General features: G+C 42.5%; 17 protein-coding genes and 1 riboswitch. Of the genes, 12 read left to right on the forward strand and 5 right to left on the reverse strand.

Going from position 1 to position 18,828, the window contains the following annotated elements:
* Window positions 1-41 precede the first annotated feature (41 nt).
* Window positions 42-1,094, forward strand: coding sequence for a [FeFe] hydrogenase H-cluster radical SAM maturase HydE (gene hydE / locus BUB11_RS10855; protein WP_073030011.1), 1,053 nt, complete (start codon window positions 42-44; stop codon window positions 1,092-1,094).
* A gap of 69 nt (window positions 1,095-1,163) precedes the next feature.
* Here hydE and BUB11_RS10860 read toward each other — a convergent pair whose 3' ends face one another.
* The 4 genes from BUB11_RS10860 to BUB11_RS10875 form a co-directional block, all read right to left on the reverse strand.
* Window positions 1,164-1,397 carry a hypothetical protein gene (locus BUB11_RS10860; protein WP_073029786.1) on the reverse strand — a complete coding sequence of 78 codons (234 nt, stop codon included), beginning with the start codon at window positions 1,395-1,397 and terminating at the stop codon, window positions 1,164-1,166.
* A gap of 87 nt (window positions 1,398-1,484) precedes the next feature.
* Window positions 1,485-2,228, reverse strand: a complete 744-nt coding sequence (locus tag BUB11_RS10865; RefSeq protein ID WP_073029787.1) for an ABC transporter ATP-binding protein — start codon at window positions 2,226-2,228, stop codon at window positions 1,485-1,487.
* Window positions 2,213-3,076: an ABC transporter permease gene (locus BUB11_RS10870; RefSeq protein ID WP_084110249.1), complete on the reverse strand. Its 864-nt coding sequence runs from the start codon at window positions 3,074-3,076 to the stop codon at window positions 2,213-2,215. Before BUB11_RS10870 ends, BUB11_RS10865 begins: the two co-directional genes overlap by 16 nt.
* A 15-nt stretch (window positions 3,077-3,091) precedes the next feature.
* Complete coding sequence (locus BUB11_RS10875) at window positions 3,092-4,084, reverse strand: ABC transporter substrate-binding protein (protein WP_073029788.1); 993 nt, start codon at window positions 4,082-4,084, stop codon at window positions 3,092-3,094.
* 448 nt (window positions 4,085-4,532) lie between these two features.
* On the opposite strand from BUB11_RS10875, the gene BUB11_RS10880 reads away from it, so the two are divergent.
* The 8 genes from BUB11_RS10880 (at window position 4,533) to BUB11_RS10915 (ending at window position 11,995) form a co-directional block, all read left to right on the forward strand.
* Window positions 4,533-5,051: a cob(I)yrinic acid a,c-diamide adenosyltransferase gene (locus BUB11_RS10880; protein ID WP_084110250.1), complete on the forward strand. Its 519-nt coding sequence runs from the start codon at window positions 4,533-4,535 to the stop codon at window positions 5,049-5,051.
* A complete protein-coding gene (meaB, locus tag BUB11_RS10885) occupies window positions 5,048-5,992 on the forward strand; it encodes a methylmalonyl Co-A mutase-associated GTPase MeaB (RefSeq protein ID WP_073029789.1) in 945 nt (314 codons plus the stop codon). The genes BUB11_RS10880 and meaB overlap by 4 nt, the downstream gene beginning before the upstream one ends.
* A 5-nt stretch (window positions 5,993-5,997) precedes the next feature.
* On the forward strand, window positions 5,998-7,635 hold the full coding sequence (locus BUB11_RS10890; RefSeq protein WP_073029790.1) for an acyl-CoA mutase large subunit family protein: 1,638 nt from the start codon (window positions 5,998-6,000) through the stop codon (window positions 7,633-7,635).
* Window positions 7,636-7,656: 21 nt separating this feature from the next.
* Window positions 7,657-8,076 (forward strand): cobalamin B12-binding domain-containing protein, encoded by a 420-nt coding sequence (locus BUB11_RS10895; RefSeq protein WP_073029791.1) that lies wholly within the window; start codon window positions 7,657-7,659, stop codon window positions 8,074-8,076.
* Window positions 8,077-8,347: 271 nt separating this feature from the next.
* On the forward strand, window positions 8,348-8,983 hold the full coding sequence (locus BUB11_RS10900; RefSeq protein ID WP_073029792.1) for a TetR/AcrR family transcriptional regulator: 636 nt from the start codon (window positions 8,348-8,350) through the stop codon (window positions 8,981-8,983).
* Window positions 8,984-9,045: 62 nt separating this feature from the next.
* Complete coding sequence (locus BUB11_RS10905) at window positions 9,046-10,062, forward strand: HlyD family secretion protein (RefSeq protein WP_073029793.1); 1,017 nt, start codon at window positions 9,046-9,048, stop codon at window positions 10,060-10,062.
* A gap of 14 nt (window positions 10,063-10,076) precedes the next feature.
* Window positions 10,077-10,850, forward strand: a complete 774-nt coding sequence (locus tag BUB11_RS10910) for an ABC transporter ATP-binding protein (RefSeq protein WP_073029794.1) — start codon at window positions 10,077-10,079, stop codon at window positions 10,848-10,850.
* Complete coding sequence (locus tag BUB11_RS10915; protein WP_073029795.1) at window positions 10,850-11,995, forward strand: ABC transporter permease; 1,146 nt, start codon at window positions 10,850-10,852, stop codon at window positions 11,993-11,995. Before BUB11_RS10910 ends, BUB11_RS10915 begins: the two co-directional genes overlap by 1 nt.
* Before the next feature lie 219 nt (window positions 11,996-12,214).
* Here the strand turns inward: BUB11_RS10915 and BUB11_RS10920 are convergent, their stop codons facing one another.
* A complete protein-coding gene (locus BUB11_RS10920) occupies window positions 12,215-13,453 on the reverse strand; it encodes an LL-diaminopimelate aminotransferase (RefSeq protein ID WP_073029796.1) in 1,239 nt (412 codons plus the stop codon).
* A 299-nt stretch (window positions 13,454-13,752) separates the two neighbouring features.
* Between BUB11_RS10920 and BUB11_RS10925 the strand changes: the two genes are divergently transcribed.
* The 3 genes from BUB11_RS10925 to BUB11_RS10935 all read left to right on the forward strand — a co-directional run bounded on the left by BUB11_RS10925 (window position 13,753) and on the right by BUB11_RS10935 (window position 18,659).
* Entirely contained in the window at window positions 13,753-14,922 is a 1,170-nt protein-coding gene (locus BUB11_RS10925) for an aminotransferase class I/II-fold pyridoxal phosphate-dependent enzyme (protein ID WP_200797904.1), read from the forward strand.
* A gap of 485 nt (window positions 14,923-15,407) precedes the next feature.
* Window positions 15,408-17,471 (forward strand): methyl-accepting chemotaxis protein, encoded by a 2,064-nt coding sequence (locus BUB11_RS10930; RefSeq protein ID WP_073029797.1) that lies wholly within the window; start codon window positions 15,408-15,410, stop codon window positions 17,469-17,471.
* A gap of 355 nt (window positions 17,472-17,826) precedes the next feature.
* Window positions 17,827-17,918, forward strand: a riboswitch (cyclic di-GMP riboswitch).
* Between the two features lie 39 nt (window positions 17,919-17,957).
* Entirely contained in the window at window positions 17,958-18,659 is a 702-nt protein-coding gene (locus BUB11_RS10935; RefSeq protein ID WP_073029798.1) for a DUF2225 domain-containing protein, read from the forward strand.
* Window positions 18,660-18,828: the final 169 nt, after the last annotated feature.

Consider the following 18,828-nt stretch of genomic DNA (forward strand, 5'->3'; position numbering starts at 1 on the left):
CAACAATGATCAACTGGGTGAGGGGCGATTTTGTGAGTAATATGCATTATTTATTAGAGAAAGTCTATCAAACGAACCACCTCACGAAAGAAGAAATCACGTACCTCTTAGAAAATCTAACTCAGGCGGATAGAGAGATCCTCTATAATTATGCCCATAAGACGAAACAGAAATATTATGGAAATAAAGTTTACTTAAGAGGACTTATCGAGTTTTCGAATATCTGTAAGCAGGATTGCTTGTACTGTGGAATTCGGGCTTCCAATGTGAAGGTGAAACGCTATCGGTTAACCCCGGAAGAAATCCTAGCTTGCTGCGATCAAGCGTATGAATTAGGCTATCAGACATTTGTCTTGCAAAGTGGTGAAGACCTCTGGTATACGGATGAGATTCTCGTTGATTTGATTCGGAAAATCAAAAAACGTTATCCAGAGGCAGCCATTACGTTATCGATCGGTGAACGAAGAGTTGAAACCTATCAAAACCTCTTTACCTGCGGTGCCGATCGCTTTTTAATGCGCCATGAAACTGCTTCGAAAGAACTGTATGAAACATTACACCCGACGATGCGCTTTGAGGAACGTCGGGCCTGTTTGAACGCATTGAAGGGGATTGGCTACCAAGTGGGAGCCGGGTTTATGGTGGGGCTTCCTGGACAAAGGTTTGCTGATTTGGCAGAGGACTTGCGATATTTAATGGAACTTCGTCCAGATATGATCGGAATTGGACCGTTTATTCCTCACAGTGAGACGCCTTTAGCTAAAGAGAAGGGCGGAACACTACAAGATACATTAGTGATGGTGGCCCTGGCGCGGCTACTTGTTCCGGAAAGTCTTATTCCGGCCACGACGGCACTTGGGACTCTGGATCCACAAGGCAGGGAGCTTGCCTTGAAAGCGGGCGCTAATGTCGTTATGCCGATTATTACTCCAACCTCAGTTAGAAAACAATACGCTCTTTACGAAAATAAGATTTGTGGGGATGATCATCCGGAAGATTGCCGATATTGCATAGAGCGCAGAATTCAGTCGGCGGGCTTCGAAGTGGATTTGGGTAGAGGGGATAGTCAGCAGTTTGTAGCTTGCAAAAGTTAGTTTTGGAGAAATCAACAAAAAAAGATCGTTAGATTTGTGATTTATTACAAATCTAACGATCTTTTTGATTTATATCATCAGGATAGGACCAAGTCGGCGCGCTAGCCAGTCCGTTGCTTTTTCACAAAACAATAGCCAGGGAGAAGGGGCTTTTTGTTCAAAAAGTAAGGCGGTTTTTTCGTTACCGATGACCAGAGTCATAGAGGTAATCAGGTTATCAGAAGGCTCTAAAGTTACCATTTCACCGGAAAATGGTAAGGTGAAGGTTTTGATTCCTGTGAAGTGGATCGTTTGAATGGACAACAGGGAAACACTTTGGACTAAGTCGTTATTGAAGGGGAGAGCCTGTAATGATAAAGCGTCTTGGTGGCGGCCGATCGTGATTGCTTGTTAAGGTAAAAATGAATCTCGTAGTTCTTTCTTCAAAGTAATAAAGTCAGGGTCGTCCGGGCAACGAGGATAAGGAAAAGGGTTGGGGATGATTTTCTTAATTCTTCCTGGCGAGGGATGCATGACAATAATTCTCTGACCAAGGATTAAGGCCTCGTCAATATCATGAGTGACATGGATACAAGTTTTATGCGTAGACTGCCATAAGCTTAGAAAATCAGTCTGTAGCTTAGTTCGCGTTTGTGCGTCAAGAGCAGCAAAAGGTTCATCCAGTAATAAAATCAAGGGGTCGGCTGCTAAGGCGCGGGCAATAGCAGCTCTTTGAGCCATCCCGCCAGATAGTTGGCTCGGCCAAGCTTTGGCGAACTCAGATAACCCGACTATTTCCAGTAATTCTTGGCCAATAGTTTGGAGAAGTTTTTTTCCATACCGTCCCTTAATTCCAAACCCAACATTCTCCTCAACGGTTAACCATGGGAAAAGGCGTGGTTCTTGAAAAATCATCCCTCTTTCTGGTCCAGAGGCATCTATTGCCTGCCCATTAAGTAGTATTTGGCCGGATTCTTGCTTTTCTAAACCAGCAATAATTCTAAGTAAGGTTGTCTTTCCGCACTCGCTAGGGCCTAGTAAGCAAATTAACTCTCCTGAAGCAACCTCAAAGTTAATATTCTCAAGAGCTTTAACTGGTCCATTGGCTATGTTGAAGTATTTTGTTATAGTTTCAATTTCTAAGAAATTTGCCATTTCGGTACCTCTTTAGTATCAACCTTTGCTTGCCAAGGTAAGAATTTTTTTTCTAAACGGCGAAAAACAAAATCTAAGGAAAGGCCGATAAGGCCGATAACCAACACCCCGACAAGCATTAAGTCGGGTTGAGCCATTTCACGGCCCTCCTGAATCAGATAGCCAATACCCTTCGAAGCTCCGAGTAATTCTGCTGCTACTAAGGAACGCCAACAATAGCTAAGACCAAGTCTCATACCAATAAAGACAGAGGGGGCAGCGGATGGAAAATAGACTCGGCTCATCAGACCCCAGCGAGAAAGACCATAAGTGTAAGCCACTTCTTTGAGCTTGGAATCCGTACTAGCGATGCCATGTAACGTGTTGAGAAATATGGGGAAGAAGGCAGAGTAAACAATGATAGCAATCTTAGATGCTTCGTCAATACCCAACCAGAGGATGAACATAGGAATCCAAGCAATAGCCGGTATTTGTTGAAAAAAACTCAAGGTGGGAGATAAAAAACCACGGACGCCCGGCAACAGGCCGAGTAAGAAACCTAAAGGAAGAGCCAGACAAAGGGCAAGGCTGAACCCGCAGACAACGCGGTACAGGCTGGCTCCTATATGCTTAAGCAGCAGTCCATTACCTGCCACAGTTAAAAGACGATCCCAAATCTGCGAGGGCGGAGGAACGAGATAGAGATTTAACCAGCCCATGCTACTGAGAATTTCCCAAAGAACAAAGATGCATAAAGGAATAGCTAATCCCTGAAACAGTTTTGTTAGAATCTGTTTGTAAGTGGGTTTATCAAACGCTCCCGTCAAAGTTATTGGCTTTTCTTGTTCATTATTTGCGGAAGCCTTCATATAATCCTCCATAAATTACATTGTGGGCAGGTAACTTGGATCCACCAAATCTTCCACGAGCTTATTAATGTCAACGTCAGGTCGGATCATACCTTCTTCTTGTAAAAAGGAGGCAGATTTTAGCAAGTCTGCCTTAACTTCTTCAAGGCTCATGTCAAAGGTGAATACGGGGTAAAGGCTCTTTACTCCTTTTATATCCATTTGATTTTGCTTAGCAGTCATTGATAAAGCTTCTTCGTGGTTTGCTTCACTCCAGTCGATTGAAGCCTTATGAACTTTTAAGTAGCGTTTTACTAATTCGGGCTGAGCCTGGGCAAATTCGCTGCGAACGGCAATCACGGTTAAACCAGAAATTAAACCTTCTGCTGAACGTAATTTCTTAACTTTGCCTGTAGCAACAGCTTTAGAAAGCAGAGGTTCAGGGAGTATCGTAGCATCCACATGTCCTGCGGCAATAGCCGCGGACGCAGCAGTAGAATCCATATTTACTAGTTCCAGGTCCTGAGTCGTCAGATTTACTTCCGATAGGGCCCGGATTAACATTTCATGCAACATGGTTCCTTTTTGCAAGGCGATTTTTTTTCCTTTGAGGTCTGCAACTGTGTTAATAGATCCGTCAGGTTTCACAACCAGACTGATTCCTTTGGGAAAACGTGAATAGGAGGATATGATTTTAATATCATTTCCATTAGCTTTCGCTAAGACAGCCGAAACGTAGTTAAGACTATTGGAAAAATCAAGGGATTTTCCGGCTAGGGCTTCAAGTTGGTTGCTTGGAACTGATATATCATGCCACTTGAATTCTATGCCATCTTTTGAAAATTCATCTTCAAACATCTTTTTTTGCTGGGCTGCCACTGAGGGGATGTTAATAGGTCGAGAGACATACGACGCGTTTATCGTCTTGGGTTTTTCAGGTGAGGCTTGGTTAGCTGTTTTTTGAGGTGCACATCCAATTAGAACAAGCGTGCATAACAAGAAAACGAATAATAGCTTGGGCCGAAACATAATAAATCACAATCCTTTGTTATAGTTTAACAGAAACTTAAAATATTTTTTCGCTAATTAATAGTTTAACATAACCATGTCATGTGAACCACTCCCATTGAGATGGAACCGATAGTCTCAATAATGTCAACCAATTAATACACGTATTCATTGGTTGACATTTCCTAAAGTAAGGATACTTACTCAAGTCGACGAGTTCTTATGTGGTATATGTAAATAATTGTATACATTTAATGAAATATGTATCGTTGGGATTCTTTTAGGCGAGAGGGCCTTAACCCTTGGCGTTAAAGAGACAGAACATTCGCTTTATTAATTGAGTCTACTGGCACATTAATTGCATGATAATTCAATATATTCAGAATAGAGTGGGAAACAATTTGTTTAGGGCGGCAGAAGAAGAAGGAGGAAGCAAAACCATTGGAAGGAAAGGAGGTTAACAACAGTTATGTCAGGACTTACACTAGTTTATACCGGAAATGGCAAAGGTAAGACCACCGCGTCTTTAGGGTTGAGTATGAGAGCCCTTGGACATAACCAAAACGTGGGCTTTCTTCAATTTATGAAGGGAAGTAAGGATTACGGTGAGGTAAAGTTTGCCACTATGTTACGTAATTTTACATTGGTTCAATCGGGACAGGAATCCTTTGTCTCCTACGAGTTTCCAGATCCAATTGATATTAAGATGGCGCAGGAGGGTCTTGAGCTAGCACGTAAATGGTTTGAAGAGGATACATTTGACCTTGTTGTTCTTGACGAACTACTTGTCGCTGTTGCCTTTAAGTTAGTATCTGTTGCTCAAGTTATAGATTTAGTCAAGCAAAAGCCGCCGCGTCTTAATTTGGTAATGACTGGGCGTTATGCAGCACCAGAAATAATTGAAATTGCTGACACTGTAACTGAGATGACTGAGCTTCGACATGCTTACCAACGAGGGGTCCAGGCAAAGGAAGGGATGGAATTTTGAGCAAAGAAGTACTGGATCAATGGATAGCACGATCGTTTGAACAAGATAGAAGAGCAACCGCTAAACTCATTTCTTGGGTCGAAGATGACATAGAGCGAGCGCATATCATGCGTTCTGTATTAAAAAAAACCGGACAAAAAATGGTAGTAGGAATAACCGGTCCTCCAGGAGCAGGAAAAAGCTCGTTGGTTGAGGCTTTGACAAAACTTTACCGCGCTAGGGACGAAAGGGTAGGGATCGTAGCGGTAGATCCTAGCAGCCCTTATACTGGCGGGGCTATTTTGGGCGACAGGATTCGAATGCAGGCACATGGAACCGATCGTGACGTATTTATCCGCAGCATGGGGACCCGGGGGCATTTAGGGGGGGTTACGCGTTCAACCTCCGATGTATTACGTATTTTGGAAGGTGGAGGGTATGGGCGACTTCTTTTAGAAACAGTTGGTGTCGGTCAATCTGAACTGGAAATTATGCAAATGGCAGATACTGTCGTGGTAGTACTTAATCCTGGAACAGGGGATGGAATTCAGGCTATCAAAGCAGGAATTATGGAAGTAGCGGATGTCTTTGTCGTGAATAAAGCCGATTTACCTGGGGCCGATCGAATGAAGAATGACATAGAGATGATGTTAAACTTAAATGGAGATACAAGGCCTTGGCGCCCACCCGTCGTTCTCACCAGTGTTATTACAGAAACTGGAGTAGAGAGCTTGTACGAGAAGATTGAAGCACATCAGTGTTACATGCTGGAATCCGGGCAAAGAGATGAGCGACGCAAGGAACGTCTGCGTCAGGAAGTTTGGCGTCATTGGGAAGACAAAATGCGTGCATTGTATGAAATAGTTTGGGAAGAAGCCCGAGAAGAAAGGGTAATATTGCATCAGGATGATCCTTACCAATTAGCTCAGATGTTATGGGAAGAGCGTTTTAAAGGGGGATAAATGGGATGAGTGAAAACTTCTTGCGTTGGAAAGCGAAATATGACGCTCAGAGGGAGCGAAAGGGTCCGTTCTTTACAGTTTCTAGCGTTCCAATTGATCCACTTTACGGACCCGGAAATGCTGCGGAGATTGATTACGAACGTGACTTGGGTAATCCGGGCGAGTATCCTTATACCCGCGGGGTCCGGCCAAATATGTACCGTGGGCGACTGTGGACTATGCGAATGTTTGCAGGATTTGCCACAGCTGTAGAATCGAATGAACGATATAAGTATCTGCTAAGCCAAGGGCAAACTGGCTTAAGTGTAGCTTTTGATATGCCGACGATCATGGGGTACGATTCGGACCATCCACGTGCTTACGGAGAGGTCGGTCGGGTCGGAGTTGCCATAGATTCCCTACAGGATATGGAAATCCTGTTTCAAGATATTTCACTTGATAAAGTAAGTACATCCATGACTATCAATGCGCCGGCTTCCATCATTTGGTCAATGTATGTTGTGGCTGCGGAGAAACAAGGTATCCCCGCCCATAAGTTAACAGGTACAATTCAAAATGATATTTTAAAGGAATATATTGCCCAAAAGTCTTGGATTTTCCCGCCAGATCCCTCTATGCGTCTTATTACTGATATTTTTGGGTTTGCTAAGGAAAATGTTCCAAAGTGGAATACCATTAGTATCAGCGGCTATCACATTCGGGAGGCCGGAGCAACAGCACTGCAAGAACTGGCGTTCACCCTTGCGGATGGATTTGCTTATGTTGAGGCAGGCATTAAAGCTGGTTTGGATGTGGATGACTTTGCTCCGCGTTTGTCCTTCTTCTTTAATTCCCATACGGATTTCTTCGAAGAGATTGCGAAATATCGAGCGGCGCGTCGGATCTGGGCACGCCACATGAAAGAGAAATATGGGGCTAAAAAGGAAGAAAGTCTGCTCATGCGGTTCCATACCCAAACTGCCGGGTGTTCCCTGACAGGTCCACAGCCAGAAAACAACATTGTGCGAACCGCCTATCAGGCAATGGCTGCCGTCCTAGGAGGAACTCAGTCGTTGCATACTAATTCTATGGATGAAGTCTTAGCATTGCCCTCGGAAAAGGCGGTTCAGATAGCACTTCGAACTCAGCAGGTTTTGGCCTATGAAACAGGCGTTGTGAATACTATTGATCCATTGGCAGGTTCTTATTTCGTGGAGACCTTTACCAATCAAATGGAAGAAGGCGCAGAAGAGTATTTCCGTAAAATCGATGAGCTAGGCGGGGTTTTGGGCGCCATTCAAGAGAATTTCTTTCAGCAGGAAATTGCAGATGCAGCTTACCGCTATCAACAAGAGATTGAAAGCAAAGACCGGATTATTGTTGGTATTAATGATTTTATCAACGAGGAAAAGGATAAGATCGATTTGTTAAAGATTGACCCTGAAGTCGAGCGAGCCCAAGTAAACAGGGTTAAAGCTTTAAAACAAAGCAGGGATAACATCAGGGTACAGACGACACTGGACGATTTGAAGGTTGCCGCTCAAGGAAGCGATAATCTGATTCCCAAGATTATGGACGCAGTTCGGGCCTATGCTACTGAGGGAGAGATGATAGCAGTCCTCAAGGAAATCTTTGGGGAGTATCGGGAACAAGCCGTATTTTAGTACAGTGTGGGAGGGAACGTTATGAATAAGACTCGAATACGTGTCCTAGTGGGTAAGCCGGGATTGGACGGCCATGACCGGGGTGCCAAAGTTATCGCCCGCATGTTGCGTGATGCTGGAATGGAAGTCATCTACTCTGGATTGCATCAAACCCCAGAACAAATAGTGGAAGCAGCGATTCAGGAAGATGTCGACTTAATTGGAGTCAGTGTTTTATCCGGAGCACACATGACGATCTTTCCAAGAATCAAGGAATTACTGAAAGAGCAGAATGCTGAAGACATTCTACTAATGGGCGGAGGAACGATTCCTGAGGAGGACATTGTTTCCCTGATAGAGGCGGGACATGCTGAGGCCTTATTTACACCTGGTGCAACCTCGACTGAGATTGTGAGTTGGATTAAGAGTAAATTAGAGTCTAGTAAAGAGGACGTTGTTTGAGAGGTCTGAGATTGAATTAATTGAAGTGGATAAATCAATTGAAATGTTGTAAATAAGCTTATAGGATTCTTTGGACGCACGTTAATCTAATGTGCGTTTTTTTATGTGTGCGGAGATTTATGCTGATAACTTCCAGATAACAAAAGATGTGATGGGGTAAGTTAAACAAAGGAAATAATTATGATTGACAAAAATTAAAAAATAGGTAGAATAAATGTAAGTGAGTAATCACTCATTAATATTTAATCAAATCTTAATTTTCGGAGGTCTTATGAAGTCAAAGCAAGAAACTAAACAACCGGAAATCCGCAGAAAGAAAACGGCAGAAGAGCGGCGCCAAGATATCCTTGAAGCAGCTCTCAATATCTTCACTGAAAAGGGCTATAACGGCTCAACAACTGCGGAAATTGCCCGAGGAGCAGGTGTTGCTGAAGGAACTATTTTTCGTCATTTTGCCACCAAGAAGGAATTGCTGATTGCTGTTCTGAGTCCGAAAATCCTTGAGGGGATTATCTCTCTAGATAAGAAACACAAAGATCCTGTAGAATTTTTTCGGTGTTTCATGAAGAATCGCATGGAGTTCATTAAAGAAAATGACGGTCTTGTTCGCTTTATGTTTGCTGAAGCACAGTACCATGACGAAGTTAGAGAAGCCCTCTCAAATGGGATTCTAGGACAGGGTATAAATATTGTTCAGCCATGGTTTGAAAAAGGGGTTAAACAAGGGGTTTTTAAACCCGTCCCATTTCCCTCTGTGATGCGAACTTTTATGGGAATGGTTTTATTTTACGGGGTATTCAATCATGTTTTTCCAGGTTTATCCCCGGAAAACACAATAGAAGAGGCAACAGATCAAACGCTGGAGATTTTTTTACATGGGTTGATGGTTAAGGAAGCTAAAACTTAAGGACTGAGGATAAGAAAGAGGAACACCAATGGTTTAAGTTCAAGGAGCGGAGGAGAGAAAATATGAGAAAAAAAGCGGTTGTCGTAGTCGTTATTCTAGTTCTTATTGCGCTGTCGATCTTGGGAGAGCGCTTTTTAGACCGCTCAACAGAATCAAACATTTATTCAGGTACGATTGAAGGAACTGAACTTCCGGTGCAACCAGAGCTGGGTGGCAAGATAACAGAGTTATTAGTGAGTGAAGGCGAGATTATTAATTCGGGGGATATCATTGCTAAACTTGACGACAGTCAGGCTAAGATTTCCTTGGAAATCGCGAAGAGCCAACAGGCTCAGGCGCAGGCCAAACTCAACGATCTCTTGGGAGGAGCGCGGGCGGAGGAAATCCGTCGGCTCGAGCACCTGGTGAGCCAGGCGAAGGCTAATCTAGCTGCCTTGGAACCAAGTCTTAAATTTGAGGAAGATAATCTGGCGGCTAATCAAAAACTCTATGAGAGTGGCGCCATTAGTAAACAGGTCGTGGATGGTCAGCAAAATAAACTCGATACTTTAAAGGCCCAGTATCAGAGCGCCCAAGCAAGCGTCGATGCCACGCAGGCCAGTCTCGATCAAGCTCTCGCTGGTTACACACAGCCGACCATTCAGGCTCAGAGAGCGGCTGTTGATATTGCGGCTCAGTCAGTTAAAACGGCAGAATTGGGTTTAAACAAACTTACTATTAAGAGTTTAGCCGGTGGTCAGGTTCTCTATCAGAATGCTGAGATAGGTCAAGTAGTCAATCCTGGCACAACTCTGGTAACGATTCTGGATCCCAATGATTTGTGGATCAAAATATATATTCCGGGAGCCAAGCTCGGTCAGATACAAATGGGCGGGACGGTTTCTATTTTAGCGGATGCCTACCCTGATAAGACATTCAAAGGACAAATCCAATATATCAGTAATCAAGCAGAATTCACTCCAAAAAATGTGCAAACAAAGGAAGAACGGACCACGACAGTTTATGCTATCAAAATAACCATTACAGAAGGTAAAGAACAGTTGAAAGCAGGCATGCCAGCAGATGTAACCCTGGAGTAAAGGAGTGAGACAGAATGAATTTAGCAATTGACTGCCAGGGTTTAGTCAAACGGTTTGGCACGTATACAGCGGTTCAAGGGGTGAGCTTCCAACTTCCTGCCGGAGCAATAATGGGTTTCGTCGGGCCCAACGGCGCGGGAAAGACAACGCTTATTCGGATGCTATGCGGAGTTTTAGTGCCCACAGAGGGTCGAGCTACGGTGCTGGGCTATGACGTCTTGACTCAACCAGAGGAAATCAAACAGCGTATTGGCTATATGTCCCAAAAGTTTAGTCTTTACGACGATCTGACCGTGAGAGAAAATCTTGATTTCTATGCAGGGGTTTACAGCTTGCAAGGAAAAATGGCTAAGGAACAGAAAACTCGGGTCATTGAACGGATTGGTTTAGTTGAGCGAACCAGCCAATTAGTCTCTTCTCTCTCGGGCGGTTGGAAACAAAGAGTGGCCTTGGCTTGTGCTTTATTGCATAGTCCCCAACTACTCATTCTTGATGAACCGACGGCTGGGGTAGATCCGGTTTCAAGGCGAATTTTTTTGGATTTGATTCATCAGTTAGCGAAAGAGGGAATGACGATTCTAGTCAGCACTCACTATATGGATGAAGCTGCAACGTGTGATTACTTGGGTTTTGTCTTTTATGGGCACTTAATCGCCTTTGGTTCCCCTGATGAAATGAAAGAGAAAGAGGCTAAAGATAATTTGGATGATCTCTTCATTTATTATGTTGAAAACGAGGCCTCTGATGATCCTCGTAATCTCGCCCTTAAGAAAGGAGGGCGAGGCTAGTGGGAAGATTTTCTTGGGTGCGTTTTTTAGCAGTACTAAGAAAGGAATTCCTTCATATTCGACGAGACCGTGCCAGCTTAATAATGGCTATTGCCATGCCAATAGGAATGCTCCTCCTGTTTGGTTATGCCGTCAATACGGATGTCGACCATCTGTCTACCGTGGTTTGGGATCAATCTCAGACTGCAGACAGCAGAGAGTTTATTACCTCAATACGTAACACTCAATATTTAGACCCTGATGCTTATGTCCAAGGATATGAGCAGATCGAAGGTTATCTGGATAGCGGTAAGGCACGAGTGGCGGTTATAATCCCGCCTGATTTTGGCAAAGAATTACAAAAGGATAACGGACAGGCTGATGTACAGATTTTAGTGGACGGGTCTGATCCTACCATTGCTCGGGCTGCTATGTCTGCGGTTCAGATGCTTGGTCTCAATAAATCTCTGGAGATTCAAGGAGTACGTCTGGCCGCTAAGGGTGCAACTGCGGGTACGAACATGCCGCTTAATATTGAGACCAGAGTCTGGTATAATCCGGATATGAAATCAATGGTCTTTAACATTCCAGCCCTAATTGGTTTGATCTTACAAAATGTAATTGCAATGTTAACCTCATTTTCGATTGTGAGAGAAAAGGAACGCGGTACCATGGAACAAGTGGTGGTGACTCCTATTCGTTCTCTTGAATTGCTGCTGGGCAAGTTGCTTCCGTTTGTGTTTATCGGGTTTGTCTCTCTAACCTTAATCCTAGCTACCGGAATTTTTTGGTTCGGAGTAATGCCAGCAGGAAGCATTCCACTTTTAGTACTCTTATCCACTATTTTTTTGTTTACCATTCTAGCCATTGGGCTATTGATTTCCAGTATCGCCAGAACTCAGCTTCAGGCGATGCAAATGACGTTCATCTTAATCTTGCCTTCTATTTTATTGTCTGGTTTCATCTTTCCACGGGAAACTATGCCGATTTTCTTAAAGATTTTGGGTGGATTATTTCCGTTAACTTATTTTCTGGAAATCGTGCGAGGAATCTTCCTAAAAGGGGTAGGGATGGAGTATCTTTGGCAGGACACACTCATCTTATGTGCGTTTGCGATTATCTTGGTGGGAATTGCAGCTAAGAAGTTTAAGAAGAATTTAGATTAGGGGAAGGGAGATCGAGGAAGTCCCCTAAATACTTGTGAAATAGATTTATATTGTAGGTGAATACATCTTTGCTTCAGTGAGAGAGTCCTATAACTAAGTTAACTAAACAATAGCACCAGCACTTTAGGAGTAGAATATGCAGAACCTGAGGTAATTAAAAAATAATCATGATAATAAATACCCTGTCGCTTGGATAGACCCAGCGACAGGGTATTTTAATTAACCACTCATTTTCGTCTTAATTCGTTCGATAGCTTTTTCCGTATTTTCTCGGGTTCCAAAGGCCGTTAGCCGAAAGTATCCTTCGCCGTTAGCGCCAAAGCCTGCTCCTGGTGTTCCAATTACATTTGCTTCTTTCATGAGCTTGTCGAAGAACTCCCAGGAGCCCATTTTATTGGGGGTTTTCATCCAGATGTAGGGGGCATTAATCCCGCCAAATACTTCATAGCCCGCCTTGGTTAGACCTTCTCGGATGATCCGAGCATTTTCCATATAGTAGTCAATAGTTTCTTTGACCTGTTTTTTCCCTTCCGGAGTGTAAATCGCTGCTGCAGCGGCTTGCACAGGATAAGAGACTCCATTGAACTTTGTGGTCTGCCTTCTTAGCCATAGCTTATTTAGGCTATGCTGGTTACCCTCGGAATCATAGACCATAACTTCCTTTGGTACAACTGTATATGCGCAACGTGTTCCGGTGAAGCCCGCTGTCTTGGAGAAGCTTCGGAACTCTACTGCAACTTCACGAGCACCCTCGATCTCATAGATGGTGCGTGGAACTTCTTCTTCACGTATGTAAGCTTCATAAGCAGAGTCGTACAAAATTATCGATTTATTCTCTCGTGCGTAGTCAACCCATTGTTTTAGCTCTGCTCTGTTTAAGGTCATCCCTGTCGGATTGTTTGGAAAGCAAAGGTAAATCATATCTACATGAGTCGTAGGAAAGGCGGGTTTCATTCCATTTTCTTCGGTACACGGCAGATAGACAATACTTTCATACTGTCCTTTCTCAGCATTGAAATTCCCTGTACGTCCTGCCATCACGTTACTGTCAACGTAAACAGGATAGACCGGATCAGTGACCGCCATGACATTGCCAACACCAAAAATCTCTTGAAAGTTTGCGGTATCACTCTTTGCTCCATCGCTGACATAGACTTCATCAAGAGAGAAATCTACTCCTCGGGTTTTATAATCGTTTTCTATGATTTTTTCGATCAAAAAGTCATACCCTTGCTCTGGTCCGTACCCTCTGAAGGTTTCAGCGTTCCCCATTTCGTCGACAGCTTTTTTCATTGCCTCTATGACTGCAGGAGGAAGTGGACGGGTTACATCCCCAATCCCTAATCTAATAATATCTGCATGCGGGTTTTCGTTTTTGAATTGTGTCACCCTGCGAGCAATTTCTGAAAACAAATAACTTCCAGGCAACCTTAGATAATTCTCATTCATTAGTGCCATAACTTGATTTGATCTCCCTTCTTAATACACATAGCTTTAAATCAAAGTATTCTCAAATAAAATAATTTCTAATATTATAGCATAATTTTATGGGTCATTCAGTTCTTCCGGTGAAAGGACGTAAGGAAATTTGTTGATTTTGCTTTATGAGCGTGCAGTTAACGTGATAAAATAAGTAGGCATTTATTGATTAAATTAATGCTAAACTAGTAAGAGACTATTTTTGCTTCTGTTTAGCTATAAGAAAGTGATTTGAGAGCTATAGTTATTAAGATAAGAATACAGAACGGAGTGTAAGAATGCAAATGCCATCAATACGTCTGGAAAGTTTAGGCGCCTCTGTCTTTACAGAAATGGATAATTTGAAAAGAGAATTGGAAAAAGCGGGAAATAATCTGATTAATCTTAGTATTGGAAGTCCAGACCGTGCCCCGGCCCTGGAAATTCGTAATGTTTTGAGTCAGGCAGTTCTTGATGATAACCAATATGGATATACCTTAACCCGCGGGACAGAAGAATTTCGAAAGGTCTGTGCCGAGTGGTATCAAGAACGGTTTGGAGTTACTTTGAATCCCGAAACGGAGGTTTTGCCTCTAATGGGTTCTCAGGATGGTCTGGCTCACATTTTTTTAGCTTATATCGATCCTGGTGATCTAGCCTTTATTCCTGATCCGGGATATCCAATTTATACGGCTGGTTTAATGTTGGCGGGAGGGAAGAAAGTTGCTATCCCGCTTCTGGAGGAGAATGGATACTTACCTGACTTAAAGCAGATTGATCCGGATCTGGCCCGCAAGGCGAAGCTTATGTTTTTGAATTATCCCAACAACCCAACGGCAGCTGTGGCAAATCTATCCTTTTTTGAAAAGGTTGTAGATTTTGCAAAAGAGTATGATCTGCTGATCTGTCATGATGCAGCATATTCCGAACTGGCGTTTGAGGGTTTTAAGCCTGTAAGCTTTTTACAAGCCCGAGGGGCAAAAGAGGTCGGAATTGAGTTCCATTCTGTTTCAAAGACATATAATCTTGCGGGAGCTAGGTTGGGTTTCGCCGTGGGAAATGCGGATGTCATCGGGACCCTATCACAACTCAAGTCAAATATTGATTATGGTGTCTTCGCTCCAGTATTGACTGCGGGCGCTTATGCGCTCAATAATGGACAAGAATCGATTGAAGAGAATCAGAGTGCATATCAGAGACGACGGGATCTTTTAATTGAAGGTTGTGCTTTAGCAGGGTGGAAAATGCCGTTGCCACAAGGTTCTATGTTTGTCTGGGCACCTGTTCCTACAGAACAAGACTCAGTATCCTTTGCCATGGATTTGGCTCGGGAAGCCGGGGTGATTGTCGTCCCGGGGGTGGCCTTTGGGGAACATGGCGAAGGATTTGTAAGGGTAGCTTTGGTTCAAGATGAAAGCGTACTGCAGGAAGCGGTACAGCGAATTCAGCAGTTTTTAAAGAAGGGCTAGAAATAGAACAGTTGAAAAGGGTTAGGCAGATTTGGATTACACCTTGGTGTGGCCGGTTCAGTCTTGCCACGGTTGGTTTTACCAAGTAATAATAAGAATCTCTTTTGGCGATATGGCAACTTGTCATGTTGCCTTTTTTGTTAGTTTATTTAGTTATAGGGGGTATAAGAATTGATTAACCTGAAATAAAAGGAAAATAATCTTTTTTGTCGAATGAACTAAAAAAATCAGGAAATTCATAATTTAATTCTCAAACCTATCGAAAGGTAGGGACGCAAGCAACGGGTCTGAGGAGTTCTTTGTACAATCGATAAGCCAGGTTGCAGAGTATACTTTCTAAATGTCTATCTGCTGAAAGCTCGGCAGGTAGGCATTTTTGTCTTAGCGCGATTGGAGGGATAAATCTGAAAAATAAATGTCTGTCTTTATGCGGTAGGTCGGTGTAGCATAATATTTGATTATACATATGAATGGAGATGAAGGATATGTTTAAAAGATTATTTAATGGTTCGACTGTTGGTGGAAAGACCATGCTGACAATATTACCCCTGGTATTATTAACTCTAGTGGCCATGTCCGTGGTTAGCTACAAGTATTCAGAGACTCTGCTAAAAGATGAGATTCAAAATAAAATGACTGCTCAGTTAAATGGAACGATCAATGATATTGAGAAACAATTAACAGCCCATGATACGTTGCTTCAAGGCTTAGCACGCACTGTAGAATCCGTTGGAAATGGAATAACTGCTGACGAGTACGCTAGTTTACTAAAGAAAATCATAACAGCTAATAATGTTACGTTTGGAGCGGGTGTTTGGTATGAACCTTATGCCTATAATAAGGAAACTCAATACTTTGGTCCCTATGTGTATAAGGATAAAGATGGTAAAGTAGTGTTTACGAATGAATTTGCTGACCCTAAATATGACTTTCCTACTAAACCTTGGTATACCATCAGTAAAGGGATATCAGGAAAATCAATTTGGACTGATCCATATTATGATGAGGGTACCAATGCTACTATATTAACTGATAACGTCCCATTTTATGATGATAATGGGAACTTTAAGGGCACTATTACAGGTGGGATCGATTTTATCACTCTGCAAAAATTAATAACGGATATTCACTTAGATATCGAATCAGATATTTATCTTTTAAATAAAGAAGGAATGTATCTGGCGAATCCCAACCCAGAAAAGATCATGAAGGTCAAAATTACCGAAGAAGAGAACCTTAGCTTGCAGGAAGCAGCCAAGAACATGATGGTTGAGAAAACCGGGACGTTTGGATACAATGACAACGGGGCTAGGCAGGTTTATTATGAAGAAGTTCCGGAGTTTGGCTGGATTCTCGCAATTGATGTTTCGGAGACTGACTTATTAGCTCCGCTAAAGGCTTTATTAAATCGGATGTTGATTCTCATTGGGCTGGCAATTATCGTAACTGGCACAGTACTTTTCTTATATAGTCGATATATCGTTAAAAATATAAAAACGGTTAATCAATTTGCAGCGGCTATTGTTCAAGGGGATCTCAGCCAAAATATAGTCGTTCGTTCGAATGATGAATTCGGACAAATGACCGAGAATCTCAACAAAATGATGGGCAATTTCAAGGGAATCATTGAAGAAATTGTTAATAGCTCTCAACAATTAGCGGCCTCGGCGGAAGAGCTGACAGCAAGTGCGGATGAGGGCAGCAGAACAACTGAACAAATAGTATACTCCATTCAGGAGGTATCTGATGGGGTAAAGCAAAAACTGGCGGGTGTTGATGCTACGGCAGATTCAGCTCAACAAGTTTCTGTGCATATGCAAATGATAACTCAGGATATCCAAAAGGTTACAGAAGGGTCTCGGCAAACATCAGAAAAGGCTGCTATAGGTAATAGCGTAGTTAGAAAAGCGGTCAATGAGATGCAATCAATCGGAGATAAAGTCACTGAAGCCGCCGATGTTGTAAATATCCTTGGGGATAAATCTGGAGAAATTGGTCAAATAGTAGCGCTAATTACCAATATTGCCGCTCAAACAAATCTACTGGCCTTGAATGCGGCAATTGAAGCAGCGCGAGCAGGGGAGCAGGGAAGAGGGTTTGCTGTTGTTGCAGAAGAGGTCCGAAAGCTTGCCGAACAATCAAGTGATGCGGCTGGAAAGATCAGTGCTTTGATTGATGAAATTCAAAAGGAAACAACGAAAGCAGTCATGACAATGAATGATGGAACTGTTGCAGTACATGAAGGGATTACAATGGTCAATTCGGCTGGCGAAGCATTCCGAGATATATTGCAAGGAGTCAATGACTTTTCGAAACAGGCACAAGCTGTAGCCGATGTGGTTCAGAAAGTTGGGGCAAATACGGAGACTATTGTTGCATCAATCTTCGATGTTGCAAATATTCCTAAAGAAATATCAGGTAGCCTAGAAAATGTGGTCGCAGGTACTGAAGAACAGAGTGCTTCCATGGAGGAAATTCGTAGGTCAGCAACCTCCCTTGCCCAAATGGCAACAGATTTTCAGGGCAGTGTAACAATGTTTAAATTATAAGTTTAGTACGGCTTAGTAAATCGTGTTATCCTAGTGGGAACTGTTTCATAAAAAGTTTACTCAAAATATATCGTCCGAAAGCATGAGTCAAGACGCCGTCCTGACTCATGCTTTTTTGTTAGATCAGATTTAAGTGAATAAATACAATTCATAATGTCAAGAAAACTGAATTCAAAATGGATAGGTGGAGGAGAATGTTGAAAATTGTAGAATGTTACTCTATAAGTACGGAAGGTTTCTTGAGCGTTGAGGAACAAGATATATAAGGGAAGGGAAATTTAGGAATACTAAAGGAATACAGCTTTTACTGTCGAATCCTATAAAATATCGGATTTATATTAATAAAATCAATTACGAACAGCATAGGCAAACCTATCGAAAGGTAGAGACGCAAAGCCACGGGTCTAAGGAAGTACTTTGTACTTTCAAGATAGCCGGGTTGCAGAAATGTGCATAAATATATCCTAGATACAAGGGGGCCTGTTAATGACTTCAGTCAATGCGTTTTATGAGAAGAAACTAACTTGTATTTACTGCGGTTCGCCGTTTATTACCCAGAGAGTTCGTTCGCGTTTTTCAGTTCCATATAGAACTGACAGTGATTTTTGCCCTCATTTTCGAGAAGGAAATTACAATCCGCACTATTATTTCGTCAATGTTTGCCCTGAGTGTGGTTTCGCTTTTTCTGAAGAATTTTCAGAGCAATTTCCATTAGGTTCTAAAGAGCTTATAAATTCTCGAATCGCCAAGCATTGGAAAAAAAGGAACTTTGGTGAGGAAAGGGATCTTCAACAAGCGCTAGAATCCTATAAACTTGCTATTCTGGCGGGCACTCTCAAAAAAGAAAAAAATGCTGTGCTAGCAGGTCTTTGCTTGCGTTTAGCTTGGCTTTATCGGACTGAAGATAATACTGAGCAAGAAAAGCGTTTCTTAGTCTTAGCCCTTAAGGCTTATGAAGAATCCTTTGTTCACTCAGATTTTGCGGATACTTCAATGTCTGAAATAAGAGTTTTATTCATGATCGGTGAACTCAGTCGGCGTTTGGAACAGTACAAAAAGGCTGTCTCTTATTTTTCTAAAATCATTCAACATAAAGATGCTGATGGAGAAACGAAGATTGTTAATTTAGCGAGAGAACAGTGGAGAGCGGCCGCGGAAGAGCTTCGCAAGGAAAATCCAAAGTCTTAGTGAATTAAACAGAATTGTTTAAAGCTGTGGCAGGGTATTAAGACTCTTCCACAGCTTTCCCTTTAGCAAGCGCATCTCAAAAATTTGAATAGAAGTGTTTGAGATTTCTTCGGTTGGAGAACAATGGTATAATAGATAAGAATGTCTGTTAAGCTTGTAATTAGGTTTA

The organism is Desulfosporosinus lacus DSM 15449 (genome assembly GCF_900129935.1).
Taxonomy (GTDB): Bacteria; Bacillota; Desulfitobacteriia; order Desulfitobacteriales; family Desulfitobacteriaceae; genus Desulfosporosinus; species Desulfosporosinus lacus.